Origin of the sequence: Micromonospora sp. DT15 (assembly GCF_049841475.1) — a bacterium.
In the GTDB taxonomy this organism is placed as follows: Bacteria; Actinomycetota; Actinomycetes; order Mycobacteriales; family Micromonosporaceae; genus Micromonospora.
Genome location: NZ_JBNCKJ010000007.1, coordinates 107,895 through 124,663, shown reverse-complemented (window position 1 = coordinate 124,663; position 16,769 = coordinate 107,895). Strand labels below are relative to the sequence as shown.

14 protein-coding genes are annotated in these 16,769 nt (G+C 72.5%); 8 read left to right on the top strand and 6 right to left on the bottom strand.

The features are described 5' to 3' along the window. The first annotated feature begins 73 nt into the window (after positions 1-73). From ACLQ3F_RS17100 to ACLQ3F_RS17085, 4 genes are all read left to right on the top strand, one after another. Positions 74-2,584 carry an ATP-binding protein gene (locus ACLQ3F_RS17100; protein ID WP_425849997.1) on the top strand — a complete coding sequence of 837 codons (2,511 nt, stop codon included), beginning with the start codon at positions 74-76 and terminating at the stop codon, positions 2,582-2,584. After that, entirely contained in the window at positions 2,560-2,736 is a 177-nt protein-coding gene (locus ACLQ3F_RS17095; RefSeq protein WP_425849995.1) for a hypothetical protein, read from the top strand. Before ACLQ3F_RS17100 ends, ACLQ3F_RS17095 begins: the two co-directional genes overlap by 25 nt. 74 nt (positions 2,737-2,810) lie before the next feature. Continuing rightward, positions 2,811-3,692 (top strand): SMP-30/gluconolactonase/LRE family protein, encoded by an 882-nt coding sequence (locus ACLQ3F_RS17090; RefSeq protein WP_357229008.1) that lies wholly within the window; start codon positions 2,811-2,813, stop codon positions 3,690-3,692. Between the two features lie 176 nt (positions 3,693-3,868). Continuing rightward, positions 3,869-4,972, top strand: a complete 1,104-nt coding sequence (locus ACLQ3F_RS17085; RefSeq protein WP_425849992.1) for an L-dopachrome tautomerase-related protein — start codon at positions 3,869-3,871, stop codon at positions 4,970-4,972. A gap of 15 nt (positions 4,973-4,987) precedes the next feature. On the opposite strand, the gene ACLQ3F_RS17080 is transcribed toward ACLQ3F_RS17085, so the two are convergent. Then, positions 4,988-5,743 (bottom strand): dienelactone hydrolase family protein, encoded by a 756-nt coding sequence (locus ACLQ3F_RS17080; protein ID WP_425849989.1) that lies wholly within the window; start codon positions 5,741-5,743, stop codon positions 4,988-4,990. 151 nt (positions 5,744-5,894) lie between these two features. On the opposite strand from ACLQ3F_RS17080, the gene ACLQ3F_RS17075 reads away from it, so the two are divergent. The 4 genes from ACLQ3F_RS17075 (at position 5,895) to ACLQ3F_RS17060 (ending at position 8,372) form a co-directional block, all read left to right on the top strand. After that, positions 5,895-6,857 (top strand): SDR family oxidoreductase, encoded by a 963-nt coding sequence (locus ACLQ3F_RS17075; RefSeq protein ID WP_425849987.1) that lies wholly within the window; start codon positions 5,895-5,897, stop codon positions 6,855-6,857. A gap of 179 nt (positions 6,858-7,036) precedes the next feature. Then, a complete protein-coding gene (locus tag ACLQ3F_RS17070) occupies positions 7,037-7,366 on the top strand; it encodes a hypothetical protein (RefSeq protein ID WP_425849984.1) in 330 nt (109 codons plus the stop codon). Beyond that, entirely contained in the window at positions 7,363-7,866 is a 504-nt protein-coding gene (locus tag ACLQ3F_RS17065) for a universal stress protein (RefSeq protein ID WP_425849983.1), read from the top strand. The genes ACLQ3F_RS17070 and ACLQ3F_RS17065 overlap by 4 nt, the downstream gene beginning before the upstream one ends. Before the next feature lie 68 nt (positions 7,867-7,934). Then, positions 7,935-8,372: an SAV_915 family protein gene (locus ACLQ3F_RS17060; protein WP_425849981.1), complete on the top strand. Its 438-nt coding sequence runs from the start codon at positions 7,935-7,937 to the stop codon at positions 8,370-8,372. Here ACLQ3F_RS17060 and ACLQ3F_RS17055 read toward each other — a convergent pair. The 5 genes from ACLQ3F_RS17055 to kdpB all read right to left on the bottom strand — a co-directional run bounded on the left by ACLQ3F_RS17055 (position 8,273) and on the right by kdpB (position 16,768). Further along, positions 8,273-10,288 (bottom strand): FAD-dependent oxidoreductase, encoded by a 2,016-nt coding sequence (locus ACLQ3F_RS17055; RefSeq protein WP_425849980.1) that lies wholly within the window; start codon positions 10,286-10,288, stop codon positions 8,273-8,275. The genes ACLQ3F_RS17060 and ACLQ3F_RS17055 overlap by 100 nt on opposite strands. A gap of 102 nt (positions 10,289-10,390) precedes the next feature. After that, positions 10,391-11,071, bottom strand: coding sequence for a response regulator (locus tag ACLQ3F_RS17050; RefSeq protein ID WP_355005030.1), 681 nt, complete (start codon positions 11,069-11,071; stop codon positions 10,391-10,393). Continuing rightward, positions 11,068-13,617, bottom strand: a complete 2,550-nt coding sequence (locus ACLQ3F_RS17045) for a DUF4118 domain-containing protein (protein ID WP_425849978.1) — start codon at positions 13,615-13,617, stop codon at positions 11,068-11,070. The genes ACLQ3F_RS17050 and ACLQ3F_RS17045 overlap by 4 nt, the downstream gene beginning before the upstream one ends. Before the next feature lie 74 nt (positions 13,618-13,691). Beyond that, positions 13,692-14,573, bottom strand: coding sequence for a potassium-transporting ATPase subunit C (locus ACLQ3F_RS17040; protein ID WP_355005028.1), 882 nt, complete (start codon positions 14,571-14,573; stop codon positions 13,692-13,694). Beyond that, positions 14,573-16,768, bottom strand: a complete 2,196-nt coding sequence (gene kdpB / locus ACLQ3F_RS17035; RefSeq protein ID WP_425849975.1) for a potassium-transporting ATPase subunit KdpB — start codon at positions 16,766-16,768, stop codon at positions 14,573-14,575. Before kdpB ends, ACLQ3F_RS17040 begins: the two co-directional genes overlap by 1 nt. Position 16,769: the final 1 nt, after the last annotated feature.

The following is a 16,769-nucleotide window of genomic DNA, read 5'->3' as shown; positions in this document are numbered from 1 at the left end:
GCGTGTGACCCAGGTCACCGCCGGTCCGCCGGCCCACCGTCGCGCCGGGCAGAGGTGATCTGCTCGGCCCACGGTGATCGACGGTGGCGAGGACAAGAAACGGGGCGGCGGGAGCCCAACTCCCGTCCGCCCCGAACGTCTGCGCGGGCCCGTCGAGTTCGTCGGCCGAGCGGCGGAACTGGCGCAGTTACGCCGGCTCGTCGCCACCCCGCCCTGCCTGATCCTGCTGGAGGGTGAGCCCGGGATCGGCAAGAGTCGACTCGTCGCCGAACTCCTCGCCGAACTCCCCGGACGACACCTCGTCGGCGAGTGTGACGACGTGCCCGAGCCCTTCCCGCTCGGCGTGCTGCTGGACGCGATCCGGGGCGGCGCCGACCGACTCGGTCCGCTCAACCCGGTGGCCGGCGCCCTCGCGCCACTGCTACCCGAACTGGCCGACGTGCTGCCGGACGTCCCGCCCTCGTTGACCGACCCGGCGGCCGAACGACATCGCCTGCTCCGCGCCGTCGCGGCGGTGCTCGCCGCGCTGAGTCCGGCCACGCTGTTGCTGGAGGATCTGCACTGGGCGGACCCGGCGACCTGCGAACTCCTCGCCTACCTGAGCACCCACCCGGTGGAGGGGCTGGCAGTGGTGCTGACCGCGCGTACGGCGACGCCGGGAAGCAGTACGCCGATCCACGACGCCCTGGCGCGTACTCCCCCGTGGAGCGTCACGCGCGTTGCGCTCGGCCCGCTGGACGCCGCCGACGTACGCCGGTTGGCGGCCCGGACCCTGCGCCTCGATGATCCGCCGCAGCAGCTGACCGCCACCCTGCTCGACCGCACGGCAGGCATCCCGTTCGTGGTCGAGGAGGTGCTGCGGACGCTCGCCGAGCGGGGCGGCGACCCGCTGGCCGACGACAGTGTCCCTTTCGTCCTGCGTGACGTGCTGCTCTGGCGGCTGCGTCCGCTCGACGAGGCCACCCGGGAGGTGCTCGGCGCGGCGGCCGTACTGGGGATGACGCCTGATCAGCGCATCCTCGCCTCGGTGCTCAGCCTGGACCGGGTGGCGATCCGCGCGGCGTTGACCGCCGCGCACCGGGCGGGCCTGCTGCACGACGCCGGGGACGGCCTGCGGTTCCGGCACGACCTGGCCCGACAGGTGGTGTACGACCTGGTGCCCCGGGAGAGCCGGGAGTGGCTGCACCTGCGGGTGGCACGGGTGTTGGAACAGGAGTTGCCGAGGCCGGTTGCCCAACTGGCGCACCACTACCGTCGAGCTGGCAGCGGCGCCGACTTCGTCCGCAACGCCGAGGCGGCCGCCGACCTCGCCACCGAGCGCGGCGACGACGCGACAGCGGCCAGCTTCCTGCTCCAGACGATGGACATCGCCGAACTGCCCCGACCGGTACGGGTTCGGCTCGCCGCCAAGTTGGGCCGTTCGGCCATCGACGGACTCAGCCAGGCCGAGGCGATCCCGGTGCTGGAACGGCTGCTCGCCGACCGGCGGCTGCCGCCGGGTGCCCGAGGTGAGCTGGGTCTGGTGCTCGGGCGGATGCTGCGACAGCAGGGCGAGGCGCTGCGCGGGTACACCGAGATCGAGCGTGCCGTGCCGTACCTGCGCGCGCCGCGCCGCAAGGCCCCGGCGCTCGCGGTGCTGGCGGCCCCCGACACCGTCGTCGGCCGGCACGTCGACGACCACCTGGCCCGCTGCGCGGAGGCGGAGACCGCCGCTGCGGCCAGCGGGGATCCGGCGGCGCACCTCGCGGTCCGCATCGCCCGAGCCTCGTTGCTGCTGGAGCTGGGCGACCCGGCGGCGTGGGCGATCATCTCCGAGCTGCGCGCGTCCGCCGACTTGGCCGACCGGCCCCGCGAGCACGCGCGAGCCTGCCTGAACTGGGCGCAGGGCGCGCTGCACGCCGGTCACCCGGAGCAGGCCGAAGCGTTGCTGGCGGCCGGTCGGGCGCTTGTCGACGAGACCGGGTACGAGCGGCTGGCGTCCCTGGTGGAGGCGACCGAACTGTCACTGGATCGGGCCGCCGGCCGGCTGGACGGGCTCGCCGAACGGCTCGGCCGGTTGGTGGCCAACGCCGAGCGGATGCCGGTCACCCTGCTGGACGCGCGGGCCGAACTGGCCACGGTGCTGGCGCTCGTTGCCGGCACCGGACACGGCGGCACCGCCGCGGGACGCAACGAACGCGGCGGCACCGCCGAGGGACGCAACACCCTCCGCAGCACCGCCGGGCGCCGCGACGACGTGGAGGCCGCCGAACGGGCGCTGCGGGATGTGGTGGCCGACGCTCGACGGGTCGGCGCGATCTGGCCACTGGTGCAGGCACTCTCGGCGCTCGCCCGGCTGCTGCTGGTCGACAGGCCGGACGAGGCGGTCCGGCACGCGGCCGAGGCGCTGTCGCTGGTACGCGGAAAGGGCGTCCTGGCCTGGGCCGCCGAGGCCGTGCTGGTGTTGGCCGAAGCGGCGGCCGCGACTGGTGAACCGGCGCGGGCGGCGAGTGCGGTGGCCGAGTTGGAAGCCGGGATCGCCGGCCGCGAGGCTCCACTCGCCCTCGCCGCGCTACGTCGATGCCGGGAGTTCGTCCCGGCCTGAACCGGCGCGGAGCCGAGCCGACCCGTGGCCGACTGGAACGGGCCGTCACCACCGGCGCGTTCGCGGTCGCCACCCGGGGCGACTGGGAGGGCCTGCCCGACCGGGCGGAGCTGACGCTGCTGGACCACGAGCCGGGCGGTACGGTCCGCTGACCGGGCTGTGGGCGGTCACCGCTGATCGGCAGGACCGCCCGCCGCCGCCCCCGCAGATCGTTTGGAGGAGCGAGATGGAGCTGACCGAGCCGACCGTCTGGAGCACCGACCGGTTGGAGTTGGGCGAAGGGCTGCGCTGGGTCGACGACCGCCTGATCCTCGTCGATCTGCTGGCCGGACGACTGCTGGAAACCGACGGCGACGCCCCCGCCGCGCTACGGGAGGTGCGCCGTCTCGACGTCCCGCTCGGCGCGGTGGCCCCGGTGGCCGGCCGGCCCGGTGACTGGCTGGCCGCCGCCGGAACCGGTCTCACAGTGCTGCCCGCCACCGGCGACCCCCGACCGGTCGCCGACCTGGTTGCTGACGCGCCCGTTCCCACCCGGATGAACGACGCGGTCGCGGACCCGCACGGCCACTTCTGGGCCGGCAGCATGACGTACGCGATGACGCCCGGCGGGGGCACGCTGTTCCGGCTCACCCCCGGCGCGGCACCGGTGCCCGCGGTCACCGGACTGACCATCCCGAACGGACCGGCGTTCGACGCCACCGGCACCACCATGTACCTCGCCGACACGCCGCGCGGCGAGATCGACCGGTTCACCGTCGACCCCGCGACCGGGGCCCTGAACGGGCGGGAGCCGTTCCTCCGGTTGCCCTCCGCGGACGGCGGCCCGGACGGCATGACCGTCGACGCCGCCGGTCACCTCTGGATCGCGCTGTGGGGCGGTTCGGCGGTCCGCCGCTACCGGCCGGACGGGACCCTGGAGCAGGAGATCCGGCTGCCCGCGAAACAGCCGGCCGGGATCTGCCTGGGCGGCCCCGACCTGCGGCGACTCTTCATCGGCACCGCCCGGGTGGGGCTGGACACGCCCGGCCCGGAAGACGGAGCGCTACTCGCGGTGGACGTCCCCGTCCCCGGCCTGCCCGCAGCCAGGGCCGCCGCGCCGGTGGCCTGACCGAAACCCGGACCGGCCCGCCCCTTCCGGCTCCCCCGTACCTCCCGGCTCCGCCGTCCCTTCCGGCTCCGCTGACCAGCGACGCATACCGGACGTCCGGGCGGGAATAGCAGCGGTGGAGCGGGACATCCGGCGGGTCGGAAGGGGCGGGCGATGAGCACCGTGGGGCGGACGTCATGAACGGGCCGGTCGGCGACGAGCCGATGGGCGAGCTGGATCTGGTGCACACCTTCACCGGGCCGATGCCGACCGGGGTGAGCGTCTCGCACTCCGGCCGGATCTTCGTCAACTTCCCGAAATGGGGCGACGAGGTGCCGGCCACTGTCGTCGAGCTGCGCGACGGTCAGGAGGTGCCCTACCCCGACCAGGCCTGGAACGACCCGTCCGGCGACGACGACGCGGGCGCGTTCGTCTCGGTGCAGAGCATCGTGGTGGACCCGGCCGACCGGCTCTGGGTGCTGGACACCGGCAGCCCGATGTTCCAGCCCACCAAGCCGGGCGGCCCCAAGCTGGTCCGGATCGACCTGGACACGGACACCGTCGCCCAAGTGATCACCTTCCCGGCGGACGTGGCGCTGCCGACGACGTACCTCAACGACGTCCGCTTCGACCTGCGGCGGGGCGAGGCGGGGGTCGCGTACATCACCGACTCGGCGGACTCCGGGCCGAACGGGATCATCGTCGTGGACCTGGCCAGCGGGGCCTCCTGGCGGCGACTGCACGACCACCCGTCCACAAAGGCGGAGCCGCTGACGTCGTTCCGGCCGGTGGTGGAGGGCCGACCGTTCCTCGAACGGCCGGCCGACGGTCCGCCGAAGCCGGTGAGCATGGGCTCCGACGGCATCGCCATCTCCGCCGACGGCGAACGGCTCTACTACTGCCCGTTGGCGTCCCGACGCCTGCACAGCGTGTCCACCGAGGCGCTGGCCGACCCGGGCGTCACCCAGGAGGCGGTCGCCGCCACAGTGGTCGACGAGGGCGACCGGGGCACCGCCTCGGACGGGTTGGAGAGCGACGACGCGGGGCGGCTCTACCTCACCTCGTACGAGCACAACGCGGTGCTCCGTCGACTGCCCGACGGCGAGTACGAGACCCTGGTGCACGACCCACGGCTGCTGTGGCCGGACACCATGTCGGTGGCCACCGACGGGTACCTCTACGTCACCGCCAACCAACTGCACCGGCAGCCGCAGTACCAGCGGGGCAAGGACCTACGGCGCAAGCCGTACGCGCTGTTCCGCACCCGCATCGACGCCGGCCCGGTGCTGCTGCGCCGCTGATCGGGCCGGCGCCCGTCAGCTGACGGGCAGGGTGCGGTCCAGGAGGTCGAACAGAGCGGCCCAGTGACGCTCGGTGGCCTGCTCGTCGTACGCCGGGGTGTCGGCCATGGTGTAGCCGTGGTGGGCGCCCTCGTACACCTCGGAGCGGTAGCGCACACCGGCGGCGTCGAGCGCCTTCTCCAGCGTGGCGATCTGCTCGGGCGTCATCGACTGGTCGGCGTCGGCGTGCCCGAAGTACACCTCGCCGGTCACCGAGGCGACGCCCAGGTGTGGGCTGTCCGGCGCCTCGGTGACGATCCGCCCACCGTGGAAGCTCGCCACCGCGGCGATGCGGTCCGGGTGTGCCTCGATGGCCCGCAGCGCGTTCGTGCCGCCCATGCAGTAACCGGTGATGGCGACCGGGCCCGGTCGGACGTCGTCGCGGGCGGCCAGGAAGTCGAGGAACGCGGCGGTGTCCCGGCTGATCACCTCGGGGGTCAACGCACCGACCAACGGCATGATCTTCTGGAACAGCGCGCCGCGCTGATCCGGCTCGGCGAGCCGGGACAGGTCGAACAGCGGCGCCCGGCCGGCCCGGTAGAACAGGTGGGGCGTCAGCACCAGGTAGCCCCGGGCGGCGATCCGCTCGGCCATCTCGACCAGGCGCGGACGCGGGCCGAAGGCGTCCATGAAGAGCAGCACCGCGGGGAACGGGCCGTCTCCGTCGGGCCGGCTCAGGGATGCGTCCGCGACTCCGTCACCGGTCGGGATGTCCACCGTCGTCGTCTGCACTGTGCCTCCTCGTACGCCGATCTTGGTCCGCCGGGAACGCTACTCCCCGTGTCGGCCCGGCCGGCAGCTTCCCCGAGCCAGGGACCGGTGATCCCTGGACAAGGCCACCCTGGGTGCCGGCCGGCGACCGATCCAGGCTTGTCCACGACCGATGAAGGACACCGTCGACCTGGGGGATGTCGTGCTCGACCTGACCGTTCCGGACCTGACTGGAAAACTCGCCGTCGTGACCGGCGGCAGCGACGGACTGGGCCTCGGCCTGGCCACCCGGCTGGCGCAGGCCGGCGCCGAGGTGGTGCTGCCGGTCCGCAACCCTGCCAAAGGCGCCGCTGCGCTGGACGCCGTACGGGCCGCCGCACCGGTTGCCGTCGTGTCGACCCGGCAGCTGGACCTCGCCTCGCTGGACTCGGTGGCCGCGCTGGCCGACACGCTGCTGGGCGAGGGCCGGCCGATCCACCTCATGATCAATAACGCGGGCGTGATGACACCTCCCACCCGGCACGTCACAGCGGAGGGCTTCGAGCTGCAACTCGGCACCAACCACCTGGGCCACTTCGCGCTGACCGGACGGCTGCTGCCGCTGCTTCGCGCCGGGCGGGCGCGGGTCACCACCATGTCGAGCAGTGCCGCCCGCTCCGGCCGGCTGGACTGGGACGACCTCCAGAGCGACAGCAGGTACGCGTCGATCCGCGCCTACAACGCCTCCAAGCTCGCCACCCTGCTGTTCGGGCTGGAACTGGACCGGCGCAGTCGAGCCGGCGGCTGGGGAATCGTCAGCAACGTCGCCCACCCGGGCACCACGATGACGAACCTGTACGCGTCCGGTCCCAACCTGGGCCGCAGCCGGCCCTCGCTGCACCACACGGTGATGAGTCGGCTGGCCCGTTGGGGTTTCCTGGTGCACTCGGTGGAGGCCGGGCTGCGCCCCGCCCTGTACGCGGCCACCAGCCCGCAGGCGCAGGGCGGCCGGTTCTACGGCCCGGACGGGCTGGGTCAGTTCACCGGAGCGCCGACCGAGTTGACCGTCTACCGTTCCGCCCGGAGCATCGACGACGCCGCCCGCCTCTGGGCCGTCTCGCAACGGTTAGTGGCCGTCGGGTTCTCCGGCAACTGACCGGAGAGTGCTCCGCGTGAACGCGGCGTCAAGATTTGGCGGTGGCCCGTCGAAACGGCGTATCGACTGGCGCTCCGCCGTCGCCTGGTGGTGACGATGGGTCCATGAGTCCTTGGCGGATGACACGCTGGGAACGCGGAGGACCGCCACCCGGCACAGACGGCGACCCCGGTGAGACCGTGACCGGGGCGAGCGAGCCCGAGCGGCGGCACGAGGCGCTGGTGAGCGTCCGGCTCGGCCCATCCGCGCCGGGCAGTCACCTGGTGGAGTACCTGCGGCACGAGCCGTGCGCGGTCGCGGCATGGTGGATCGCCGCCGACGTCGACGCCGTGGTCCGCCTCTCCGCCGGCAGCATCACAGTGCTGCACCGCGCCGTGGCCGACCTGCGCCTGCGCGCCGGGGTGGAGGTGGTCGAGGCCAACTACATCCTGCGCGCGCTCGACCTGATCACGCCGACCGACCCGCGTACCGCGACCCACGCCCCGGCCTGGGTGGTGTCCGCCGCATGAGCCGCCCGGCCCAGCCCCACCGGATCGTGGTCGGAGTCGACAGGTCGTTCGCCGGAATGCAGGCGTTGCGGCGCGCGATGCAGTTGGCCCGCCGCGACGGAGCGCAACTGGACGCCGTCCGCGCCTGGGTCTTCGCGCCGACGTGGCGGCCCGGCACCCTGACCTGGCGTTGGCAGGACGAGTGCGACAGGGCGGCCCTGGTCTACCTGCGCGGCGTGTTCGACGCGGCGCTCGGTGGCCTGCCAGGGGACGTGACAGTGCGGCTGGTGGCGACCCAGGGGTACGCCGGGCAGGTGCTCGTCGACCACGCGGATCGGGAGTCCGACCTGCTCGTCGTCGGCAGCCCGGATCGCGGCCGGTTCGGTAGGTCGCGCGGGAACGTCACCCGGTACTGCGTGACGCGCGCGTCCGTGCCGGTCGTCGCGGTTCCCGCGCCGTCCTGGGCACGGGCCGCGACGATCCGCCGCTTCGCCCATGACCTCGAACGATTCAGCCGATGACCACCGCAACTACGGCACAACCAGCAACCGCCGCAACCGCGGCACGAACGGGAAGGACCAACCCGACAATGGACGAGGCCCCGATAGTCTTCGCCGTTCCGGTGCGCGATCTGCCGGGACGGCTGGTGCGGACGGTGCGGACCGGCCGCTCCCCACAGGGGCAACGGGTGGGCATCGCCTTCACCAGACCCGAGCTGCTGGTCGCCGCCATGGGCGCGGAGCAGCCATGGGAGGAGCTGTGCGAGTCGGCACTGCGGGGCATGCTGCGCCCGCTCGGGATCGAGGTGATCCAGGTCGACCCGCTGCTGGTGGCACCGCCGCTCGACCCGAGGACCGCCGCCCGCCCGGGAACCGCCGCCCGCCCGGAGACCGCTGCCCGCCCGGAGACCGCCGCCGTTTCGAGCGGTCAGGCCCGGACGAAGCGCACCGCGTCGGCGATCACGTGGCCGTCGGTGTCCTCGGTGCGGATCAACACGCTCCCCTCCGTGCCCGCCGTGAACGGGTAGGTGCCCAGCGGTACCCACTGACCCCCGGACTGCCGCTGGTCGACGGTCCGGGTGACCAACCCCCCGGAGTACGCGATGTCCACCGGCACGTTGCTCGCCCGGTTGGGGTCAGCGGTCCAGCGCAACTGCACCGTCCACGACCCGGAGACCGGTAGCGTCGGGCGGAACCGCAGCCGGTTGACGCCCTTGGCGGTGTTGCCGTCGTGCTCGTAGTCCCCGCCGTAGTAACCACCGATGCTGGTGCTGCGCAGCCACGTTCCGGCCCGGGTGATCCCGCTGGTCGACGCGTTGTCCAGGATCACCTCGCTGGTGGAGCCCCACTCCAGCACCGCGCCGTCCTGGCGCAGCCGGGTCTGGAGGGCCGGCACGGAGACGGCCTGCACGGCGAGGTTCCCGGCGAGCGCCAGGGACGCCGCGGTGGCCGCGGCCTGCCCGAGGATCATGAACACGGGTTCCATCCGGATCGAGCCGTAGGCGATGTGACTCGCCGAGAGGCAGACCGGCACCAGCAGGTTGGCGCACTGCGCCTCGTGCGGCACGATCGCGCGGTAGCTCACCGGGTACGGCGCTGGCACACCGATCTGCACATCGCCCTCGTTGCGCACCTTGCCGTCGATGATTACCCGCTGACAGTTGTGCGAGTCCATCGTGTAGCTGGCCAGGCCCACGGAGTCGGTGGCGCGTACCCGGCCCCGACAGTCGGCCTCGGTCATCACGTACGCGGAGATCATCCGGCGGGCCTCGCGGATGTAGAGCAGCGGCGGCCAGCCGCCCGTGCCGGTGAACTCGTCCACCGGCAGCCCCCACCGGGCCGTCGAGTCGCGAACCGACGCCGGCAGTCGGCTGTCATTGGCCAGGAACCACATCAACCCCTGCTGGTACGTGCGGTGCTCGGCGATGATGCTCTCGCGCGTCGCCCAGCTCGCCGTCGGGTACGCGTAGTTGAAGCCGATGTTGTCGGTCGACACGGCCCCGTTGTTGTTGGAGTCGGTCTTCCCGCCACCGACCGAGTGGGTGGTGAAGTACGGTCCCGCGTAGCCGGCCTGGATGTGCCGCAGCAGCAACTCGTACCGGATCGGGTCGTAGCCGGACGGCTTGCCGAACGGGATCCGGTTGGCCGCCTGGGTCAGGCACATCCGGAAGCAGTACGCCTGGATCCTGTCGTCGCCGCTGCCCTGCGGGGCGAGCGGGGTGGCGGAGATGCCCGGCAGCAGTCCACTGGCGGGCGAGCCGGCCGTCACGTACGGATCGACGGGGTAGGCAAACTGGTGCGTGTTACGCGACTGCACCCCGTTGATCGTCTCGCCGTAGGTGTCGTTTGACTCCCGCCCGACGGTGAACCCGACGCCGGCCATGGCCAGCAGATCGCCCTCGTAGGTGGCGTCGACGAACACCCCGCCCCGGTAGATCGACCCGTCCTCGGTGCGCAACTCGGTGATCCGGTTGCCGGTTCGGCCCAGGCCGGCCAGCCGGGCGTCGACGACCACCGGCACGCCCGCCTCGGCCAGCATCTCGGCGAAGACGGCGGTGGCGACGTGCGGTTCGAAGGTCATCCGCAGCGGCGACGTCGACGTGAGGGTTCCGCCGTGGTACTTCACGTACACCCGGCGGTAGAACTCGGCGGCGAGCCCGCCGATGGACGCCTGGACGCCGGTGTCGGTGGCGCCCAGCCCGGCGGTGCTCAACCCGCCGACGTGACCGGTGGGCTCCACCACCACTGCGGTGCGGCCGAGCCGGCGCATGGTGATCGCGGCGGCCAGCCCGCCGGAGGTGGCGCCGTAGACGACAAGGTCGGCGGTGGTGACGGCGGCTCGGGCGGGGGCGGCCCGGAACGGGTCGGTGAGACCGGCCAGGACGAGGCCGGCACCGCCGGCGACCAGCAGCCGACGACGGGACAGGGGCAGAGGCACGGACACGGCGGGCTCCCGAGGGGTAACCGGTGGAGGGGACGGTTACAGAAGCACGCCGCTGCCGCTGCGAGCGAAATTCTTCAATCTCTGCCGGTGGGTGTCAACGGTTCACGGCCGGTAGCGGTAACCCATTCCCGGCTCGGTGATGAGGTGGCGGGGGCGGGCCGGGTCGTCCTCCAGCTTGCGCCGCAGCTGGGCCAGGTACTGCCGCAGGTAGTTGGTCTCGTTCTGGTATTCCGGCCCCCACACGTCCTGGAGCAGCTGACGTTGGCTGACCAGCTTGCCAGGGTGACGCAGCAGCTTCTCCAGCACGCTCCACTGGGTGGGGGTCAGCTTGACCTCGGTGCCGTCGTCTCGCCGCACGCTGTGGTCGGCCAGGTCGACGGTGTGCTGGCCGATCCGCAGGGCCGGCACCGCCTCGCTGGGCCCGCCGAGACGGCGGGTCACCGCGCGGATGCGGGCCAGCAGCTCCTCCACCCCGAACGGCTTGGTGACGTAGTCGTCCGCGCCCGCGTCCAGCGCGGCGACCTTGTCCTCGCTGCCGGCCCGACCGGAGAGCACGATGATCGGCACTGTGGTCCACCCGCGCAGGCCCCGGATCACCTCCACGCCGTCGATGTCGGGCAGGCCGAGGTCCAGCACCACCAGGTCGGGCGGGTGGCTGGCGGCGGCCTTCAACGCGGCGGCCCCGGTGCCGGCCACGTCCACGTCGTACCGGCGGGCGCGCAGGTTGATGTGCAGGGCACGCAGGATCTGCGGTTCGTCGTCGACGACCAGGATGCGCGTCATTCCTGCGGCCCCTCCGAGCTGGTCGGCGCGGCAGGCAGCCGCAGCACCATGGTGAGCCCACCGCCGGGCGTGGTCTCCGGGGTGATGCTGCCACCCATCGCCTCGGCCAACCCCCGGGACAGGGCAAGACCGAGACCGACACCCGTCTGGTTGTCCCGGTCGCCGAGACGTTGGAACGGCAGGAAGACGTGCTCCCACTGGTCCTCCGGGATGCCCGGCCCCCGGTCGATCACCCGCAGCTCGACCTGGCCGGCGTGGGCGCTCGCGGTGATCGTGGGCGGCTGACCGGGCGGGCTGTACCGCAGGGCGTTGGCGACGATGTTGACAAGCACCCGTTCCAGCAGGCCCGGGTCGGCGGTGGCGGCCGGCAGGTCGGCCGGAATGTCAGTGCCGACAGTCGCGGCCACCGGGCCAAGTTCGTCAAGCGCCAGGGGTACGGCGTCCTCCAGGCCGATCGCTGTCGCCGAGATGCCCAGCACGCCCGCCTGGAGCCGGCTCATGTCCAGCAGGTTGCCGACCAGCCGGGCGAGCCGGTCCAGCGACTCCTCGGCGGTCTCCAGCAACTCCTCGCGGTCGGACTCGTCGAACTCGATGTCGTGGCTGCGCAGGCTGGTCACGGCCGCCTTCGCGGACGCCAGTGGCGTACGCAGATCGTGGCTGACCGCCGCGAGCAGCGCGGTGCGCATCCGGTCGGCGGCGGCGAGGGGCCGGGCGGTGGCGGCCTCCTCGGCGAGCCGTTCCTGGCGCAGCGCGACGGCGGCCTGGGCGGCGAACGCCTCGACGATGCGCCGGTCGGCCGCCTCCAACCGCCGGCCGCTGAGCACGACAGTGATCCGCTCGTCGACCGGCACCGCGGTCTCGCCAGCGTCGGGTGTGCACGCCGGCTGCTCGCCGACGCTCGCCACCACGCACCAGGCGTGCTCCTCGCGGGCCCGCTCCGGTCGCCCGCTGGCCTCCTCGGCCAACTCCAGCACGCTCACCGCGCGCAGCCCGAAGGTCTCCCGGAGCTGATCGAGCAGGGCGGGCAGCGGACGTTCGCCGCGCAGCACACCACCGGCGACGGCGGCGAGGGTCTGCGCGTCGGCGGCGGCTCGCGCGGCCTCCCGGGTACGCCGGGCGGCCACGTCGACGATCCAGCTCACGGCCAGGGCCACCCCGACGAAGACGGCCAGGGCGAGCAGGTTGTCCGCCTCGGCGATGGTGAGCGTGCGGAAGGGCGGGGTGAAGAACCAGTTGAGCAGCAGCGAGCCGCCGAGCGCGGCGACCAGGGCCGGCCACACCCCGCCGACCAGCGCGACCCCGACCACCCCGGCGAGGAACAGCAGGATGTCGTTCGTCAACGTCAGGTCGGGCAGGGTCTTCAGCAGCACTGTGAGCAGCGGCATGCCCAGCACCGCCAGGCCGAAGCCGAGCAGCCGGCGGCGTCGGGACAGCGCCGCCGGTACGGCCGCCGCCCTCCGGCCCTTGCCGGCCTGTTTGTGGGTGACCAGGTGCACGTCGATCGAGCCGGAGAGCGCTGTGGTGGTCACCCCGACACCCCTCGCGAAGACCTGCGCGAGGCGACCCCGCCGGCTGGCCCCCAGCACCAACTGGGTGGCGTTCACGCCCTGGGCGAAGTCCAGCAGCGCGGCCGGCACGTCGGTGCCGAGCACCTGGTGGTACGTGCCGCCCAGGCTCTCCACCAGCACCCGTTGCCGGGCCAACTGGGCCGGGTCGGCCCCGGCCAGGCCGTCGCTGCGGGCCACGTGCACGGCGAGCAGGTCGGCGCCCTTGCTGCGGGCCGCGACCCGGGCGGCGCGGCGGATCAGCGTCTCGCCCTCCGGGCCGCCGGTCAGCGCGACCACCACCCGTTCCCGGGCCTCCCAGGTGGCAGCGATGCCCTGCTGGCTGCGGTAGCGGTCGAGCTGCTCGTCGACCTTGTCGGCCAGCCAGAGCAGCGCCAGCTCGCGCAGCGCGGTGAGGTTGCCGACCCGAAAGTAGTTGCCCAACGCGGCGTCGATCTTGTCAGGTCGGTAGATGTTGCCGTGCGCCATCCGCCGGCGCAGCGCCTCCGGGGTCATGTCGACAAGCTCGACCTGCTCGGCGGCGCGGACGATCTCGTCCGGCACGGTCTCCCGCTGGGTGGTGCCGGTGATCTGCGCGACGACGTCGTTCACCGAGTCCAGGTGCTGCACGTTGACGGTGGACAGCACGTCGATCCCCGCGTCGAGCAGCTCCTGGACGTCCTGCCAGCGCTTGTCGTGCCGGGAACCGGGCACGTTGCTGTGCGCCAACTCGTCGACCACGGCGATCTGTGGTCGGCGGGCCAGCACCGCGTCCAGGTCCATCTCGGTGAACTCCGCGCCGCGGTAGTCGATGGTCCGGCGGGGCACCTGCTCCAGGTCACCGAGCATCGCGGCGGTGTGTTGACGGCCGTGGGTCTCCACAAAACCGATCACCACGTCGGTGCCGCGCGTGGCCCGCCGCTGGGCCTCCTCCAACATGGCGTACGTCTTACCGACGCCGGGGGCGGCCCCCAGATAGATGCGCAGTTCTCCGCGTGGCACGGGGACCATCCTCCCTGGTCAGATTGGCGGGCGGGGCCGCGCCCGGTGGGCACGGCCCCGCCCCGCGCGCGTGCTCAGCGTGCGGCGAACTGCTTGTCGAGCGCGAGGTTGAGCTCCAGCACGTTCACGCCGGGCTCACCCATGAAGCCGAGCGCCCGCCCGTCGGTGTGCTCCTTGACCAGCTTGCGGACCGCCGCCGGGTCCGCGCCGCGCTCCCGCGCGACCCGGTTCACCTGCAACTCGGCGTACGCCGGGCTGATCTGCGGGTCGAGGCCGCTGGCGCTGGCGGTGACCGCGTCGGCCGGAACCGCCGGGTCGGCGGGCGCGTCGCCCCGGATCGGGGTGATCACCCCGCCGGCGGCCACGTAGTCCTCGCCAGGCTGGGCCGGCTCCACCGTCACGCCCTGGTACTCGCTGACGAACGGCGTGGCCGGGGCTGCCTGGTTGACGCTGACCACCCGGGTGACCGGGCCGGTCAGACCGTCGGCGCGGAACACCGCGAGCACGGCGCCCACCCCGTCGTCGGTGCAGTACGGGCGCCGGCCGTCGACGCCGTTGAGTTCGCCGACCGACTTGCTGCGCCCACACACCTGGGTGAGCAGGCTCTCGCTGGATTCCTCCGGGTCCGTGGCGATGGTGTCGACAACGCTCTCCGGGCCCAGGTTGCTGGCCGAGGTGGAGGTCGGGTCGTAGCCGTCGCCGGCGGCGGAGGGGCGGGACTGGAAGTACCGGGCGATCGGGTTGCCGTCCGCGTCGGTGAAGGACTGGCCGATCAGGGCGCTGCCGACAACCGTCCCGCCCGAGGAGATCAGCGAACCGTCGGTCTTGTGGTTGAGGCCGGGTAGCTGACCGAGCGCTACCAGGGCCAGCGGGTAGACCAGGCCGAGCAGCACCGTGAAGACGAGTACGGCGCGCAGCGCGGCGAGGTGTTGGGCGATCCAGGTGGGTAGGCGCATCACGAAATCCCCGGGATGAACTGGATGAGCAGGTCGATGATTTTGATCCCGATGAACGGCACGATGATGCCGCCCAGTCCGTAGACCAGCAGGTTGCGGCTGAGCAGCTTCGACGCGGCGGCCGGCCGGTACCGCACGCCCCGCAGGGCGAGCGGGATCAGCGCGATGATCACCAGGGCGTTGAAGATGACAGCGGACAGGATCGCCGACTCCGGGCTGGCCAGCCGCATGATGTTCAGCGCGTCCAGGCTCGGGTAGAGGCCGGCGAACATGGCCGGGATGATCGCGAAGTACTTCGCGATGTCGTTCGAGATGCTGAACGTGGTCAGCGCGCCACGGGTGATCAGCAACTGCTTGCCGATCTCCACGATCTCGATCAGCTTGGTCGGGTCGGAGTCGAGGTCGACCATGTTGCCGGCCTCCTTGGCGGCCGACGTGCCGGTGTTCATGGCCACCCCGACGTCGGCCTGGGCGAGCGCCGGCGCGTCGTTGGTGCCGTCACCGGTCATCGCGACCAGACGACCGCCCTCCTGCTCCCGCTTGATCAGCGCGAGCTTGTCCTCCGGCGTCGCCTCGGCCAGGAAGTCGTCCACCCCGGCCTCGTCGGCGATCGCCTTCGCGGTACGCGGGTTGTCACCGGTGATCATCACGGTGCGGATGCCCATCCGGCGCATCTCGTCGAACCGTTCGCGCATGCCGGACTTGACGACGTCCTTGAGGTGGATGACGCCAAGCGCGCGGGCGGGCTGACCGTCGACGTGCTCGGCGACCACGAGCGGGGTGCCGCCGGTGCCGCTGATCGCGTCCACGATCTCGCCGACCTGCTCGGTCGGGTGACCGCCGTTCTCGCGTACCCACTTCATGACCGCCGCCGCGGCGCCCTTGCGGACCCGGCGGGCCGTGCCCACCGCGCCGGCGTCCACGCTGGCGTCCGGGGTGAGGTCGACGCCGCTCATCCGGGTCTGCGCGGTGAACGGTACGAAGGTGGCGTGCGGCATCACGCCCGGCTCGCGCTCGCGCAGCCCGAACTCGTTTTTCGCCAGTACGACCACCGAGCGCCCCTCCGGGGTCTCGTCGGCCAGGCTGGACATCTGCGCGGCGTCGGCCAACGTCGCGGCGTCGACCCCCTCGACCGGAACGAACTCGGCGGCCTGCCGGTTGCCCAGCGTGATGGTGCCGGTCTTGTCCAGCAGCAGGGTGTTGACGTCGCCGGCCGCCTCGACGGCCCGGCCGCTCATGGCCAGGACGTTGCGCTGGACGAGGCGGTCCATGCCGGCGATGCCGATGGCGGAGAGCAGCGCCCCGATGGTGGTGGGGATCAGGCAGACCAGCAGCGAGACCAGCACGACCCCGGTGACACCGGAACCGGTGATCGCCCCGCTGTCCGGAGCGGCCGCCTGGTACGCCTTGGAGAAGATGGCCAGCGGCTGGAGGGTGACGACGGCCAGCAGGAAGATGACAGTGAGCGCGGCGAGCAGGATGTTCAGCGCGATCTCGTTCGGCGTCTTCTGCCGGTTGGCACCCTCGACCAGGGCGATCATCCGGTCGATGAAGCTCTCCCCGGGCTTCTGGGTGATCTTCACGATGATCTGGTCGGAGAGCACCTTGGTGCCACCGGTGACCGCGCTGCGGTCGCCGCCGGACTCCCGGATGACCGGGGCCGACTCGCCGGTGATGGCCGACTCGTCGACGCTGGCGATGCCCTCGACGATGTCACCGTCACCGGGGATGATGCCGCCCGCCTCGACGAGCACCACGTCGCCCTGACGCAGGTCCGGCGCCGGCACCGCCTCGTCGCGGTAGGTGTTGGCCCGCGCGCCCGGCTTCCAGTCGATCAGCCGGGTGGCGATGGTGTCCTTCTTCGCCTGCCGCAGGGTCGCGGCCTGGGCCTTGCCCCGACCCTCGGCGACCGCCTCGGCCAGGTTGGCGAAGACCACCGTCAGCCAGAGCCAGATGGTGATCGCCCAGGCGAACACCGACGGGTCGGCCACCGCCAGGACGGTGGTGAAGGCCGCACCGACCTCCACGATCAGCATCACCGGGTTGCGCCACATCGTGGCGGGGTTCAGCTTGCGTACCGCGTCCGGCAGGGACCGGATCAACTGCTTGGGGTCGAGCAGCCCTCCACCGATCCGGTTGCCCTGGGTGGCGGGCGTACCGGGGAGTTGCTCTGTTGGGGCGGACGTGACGGACATG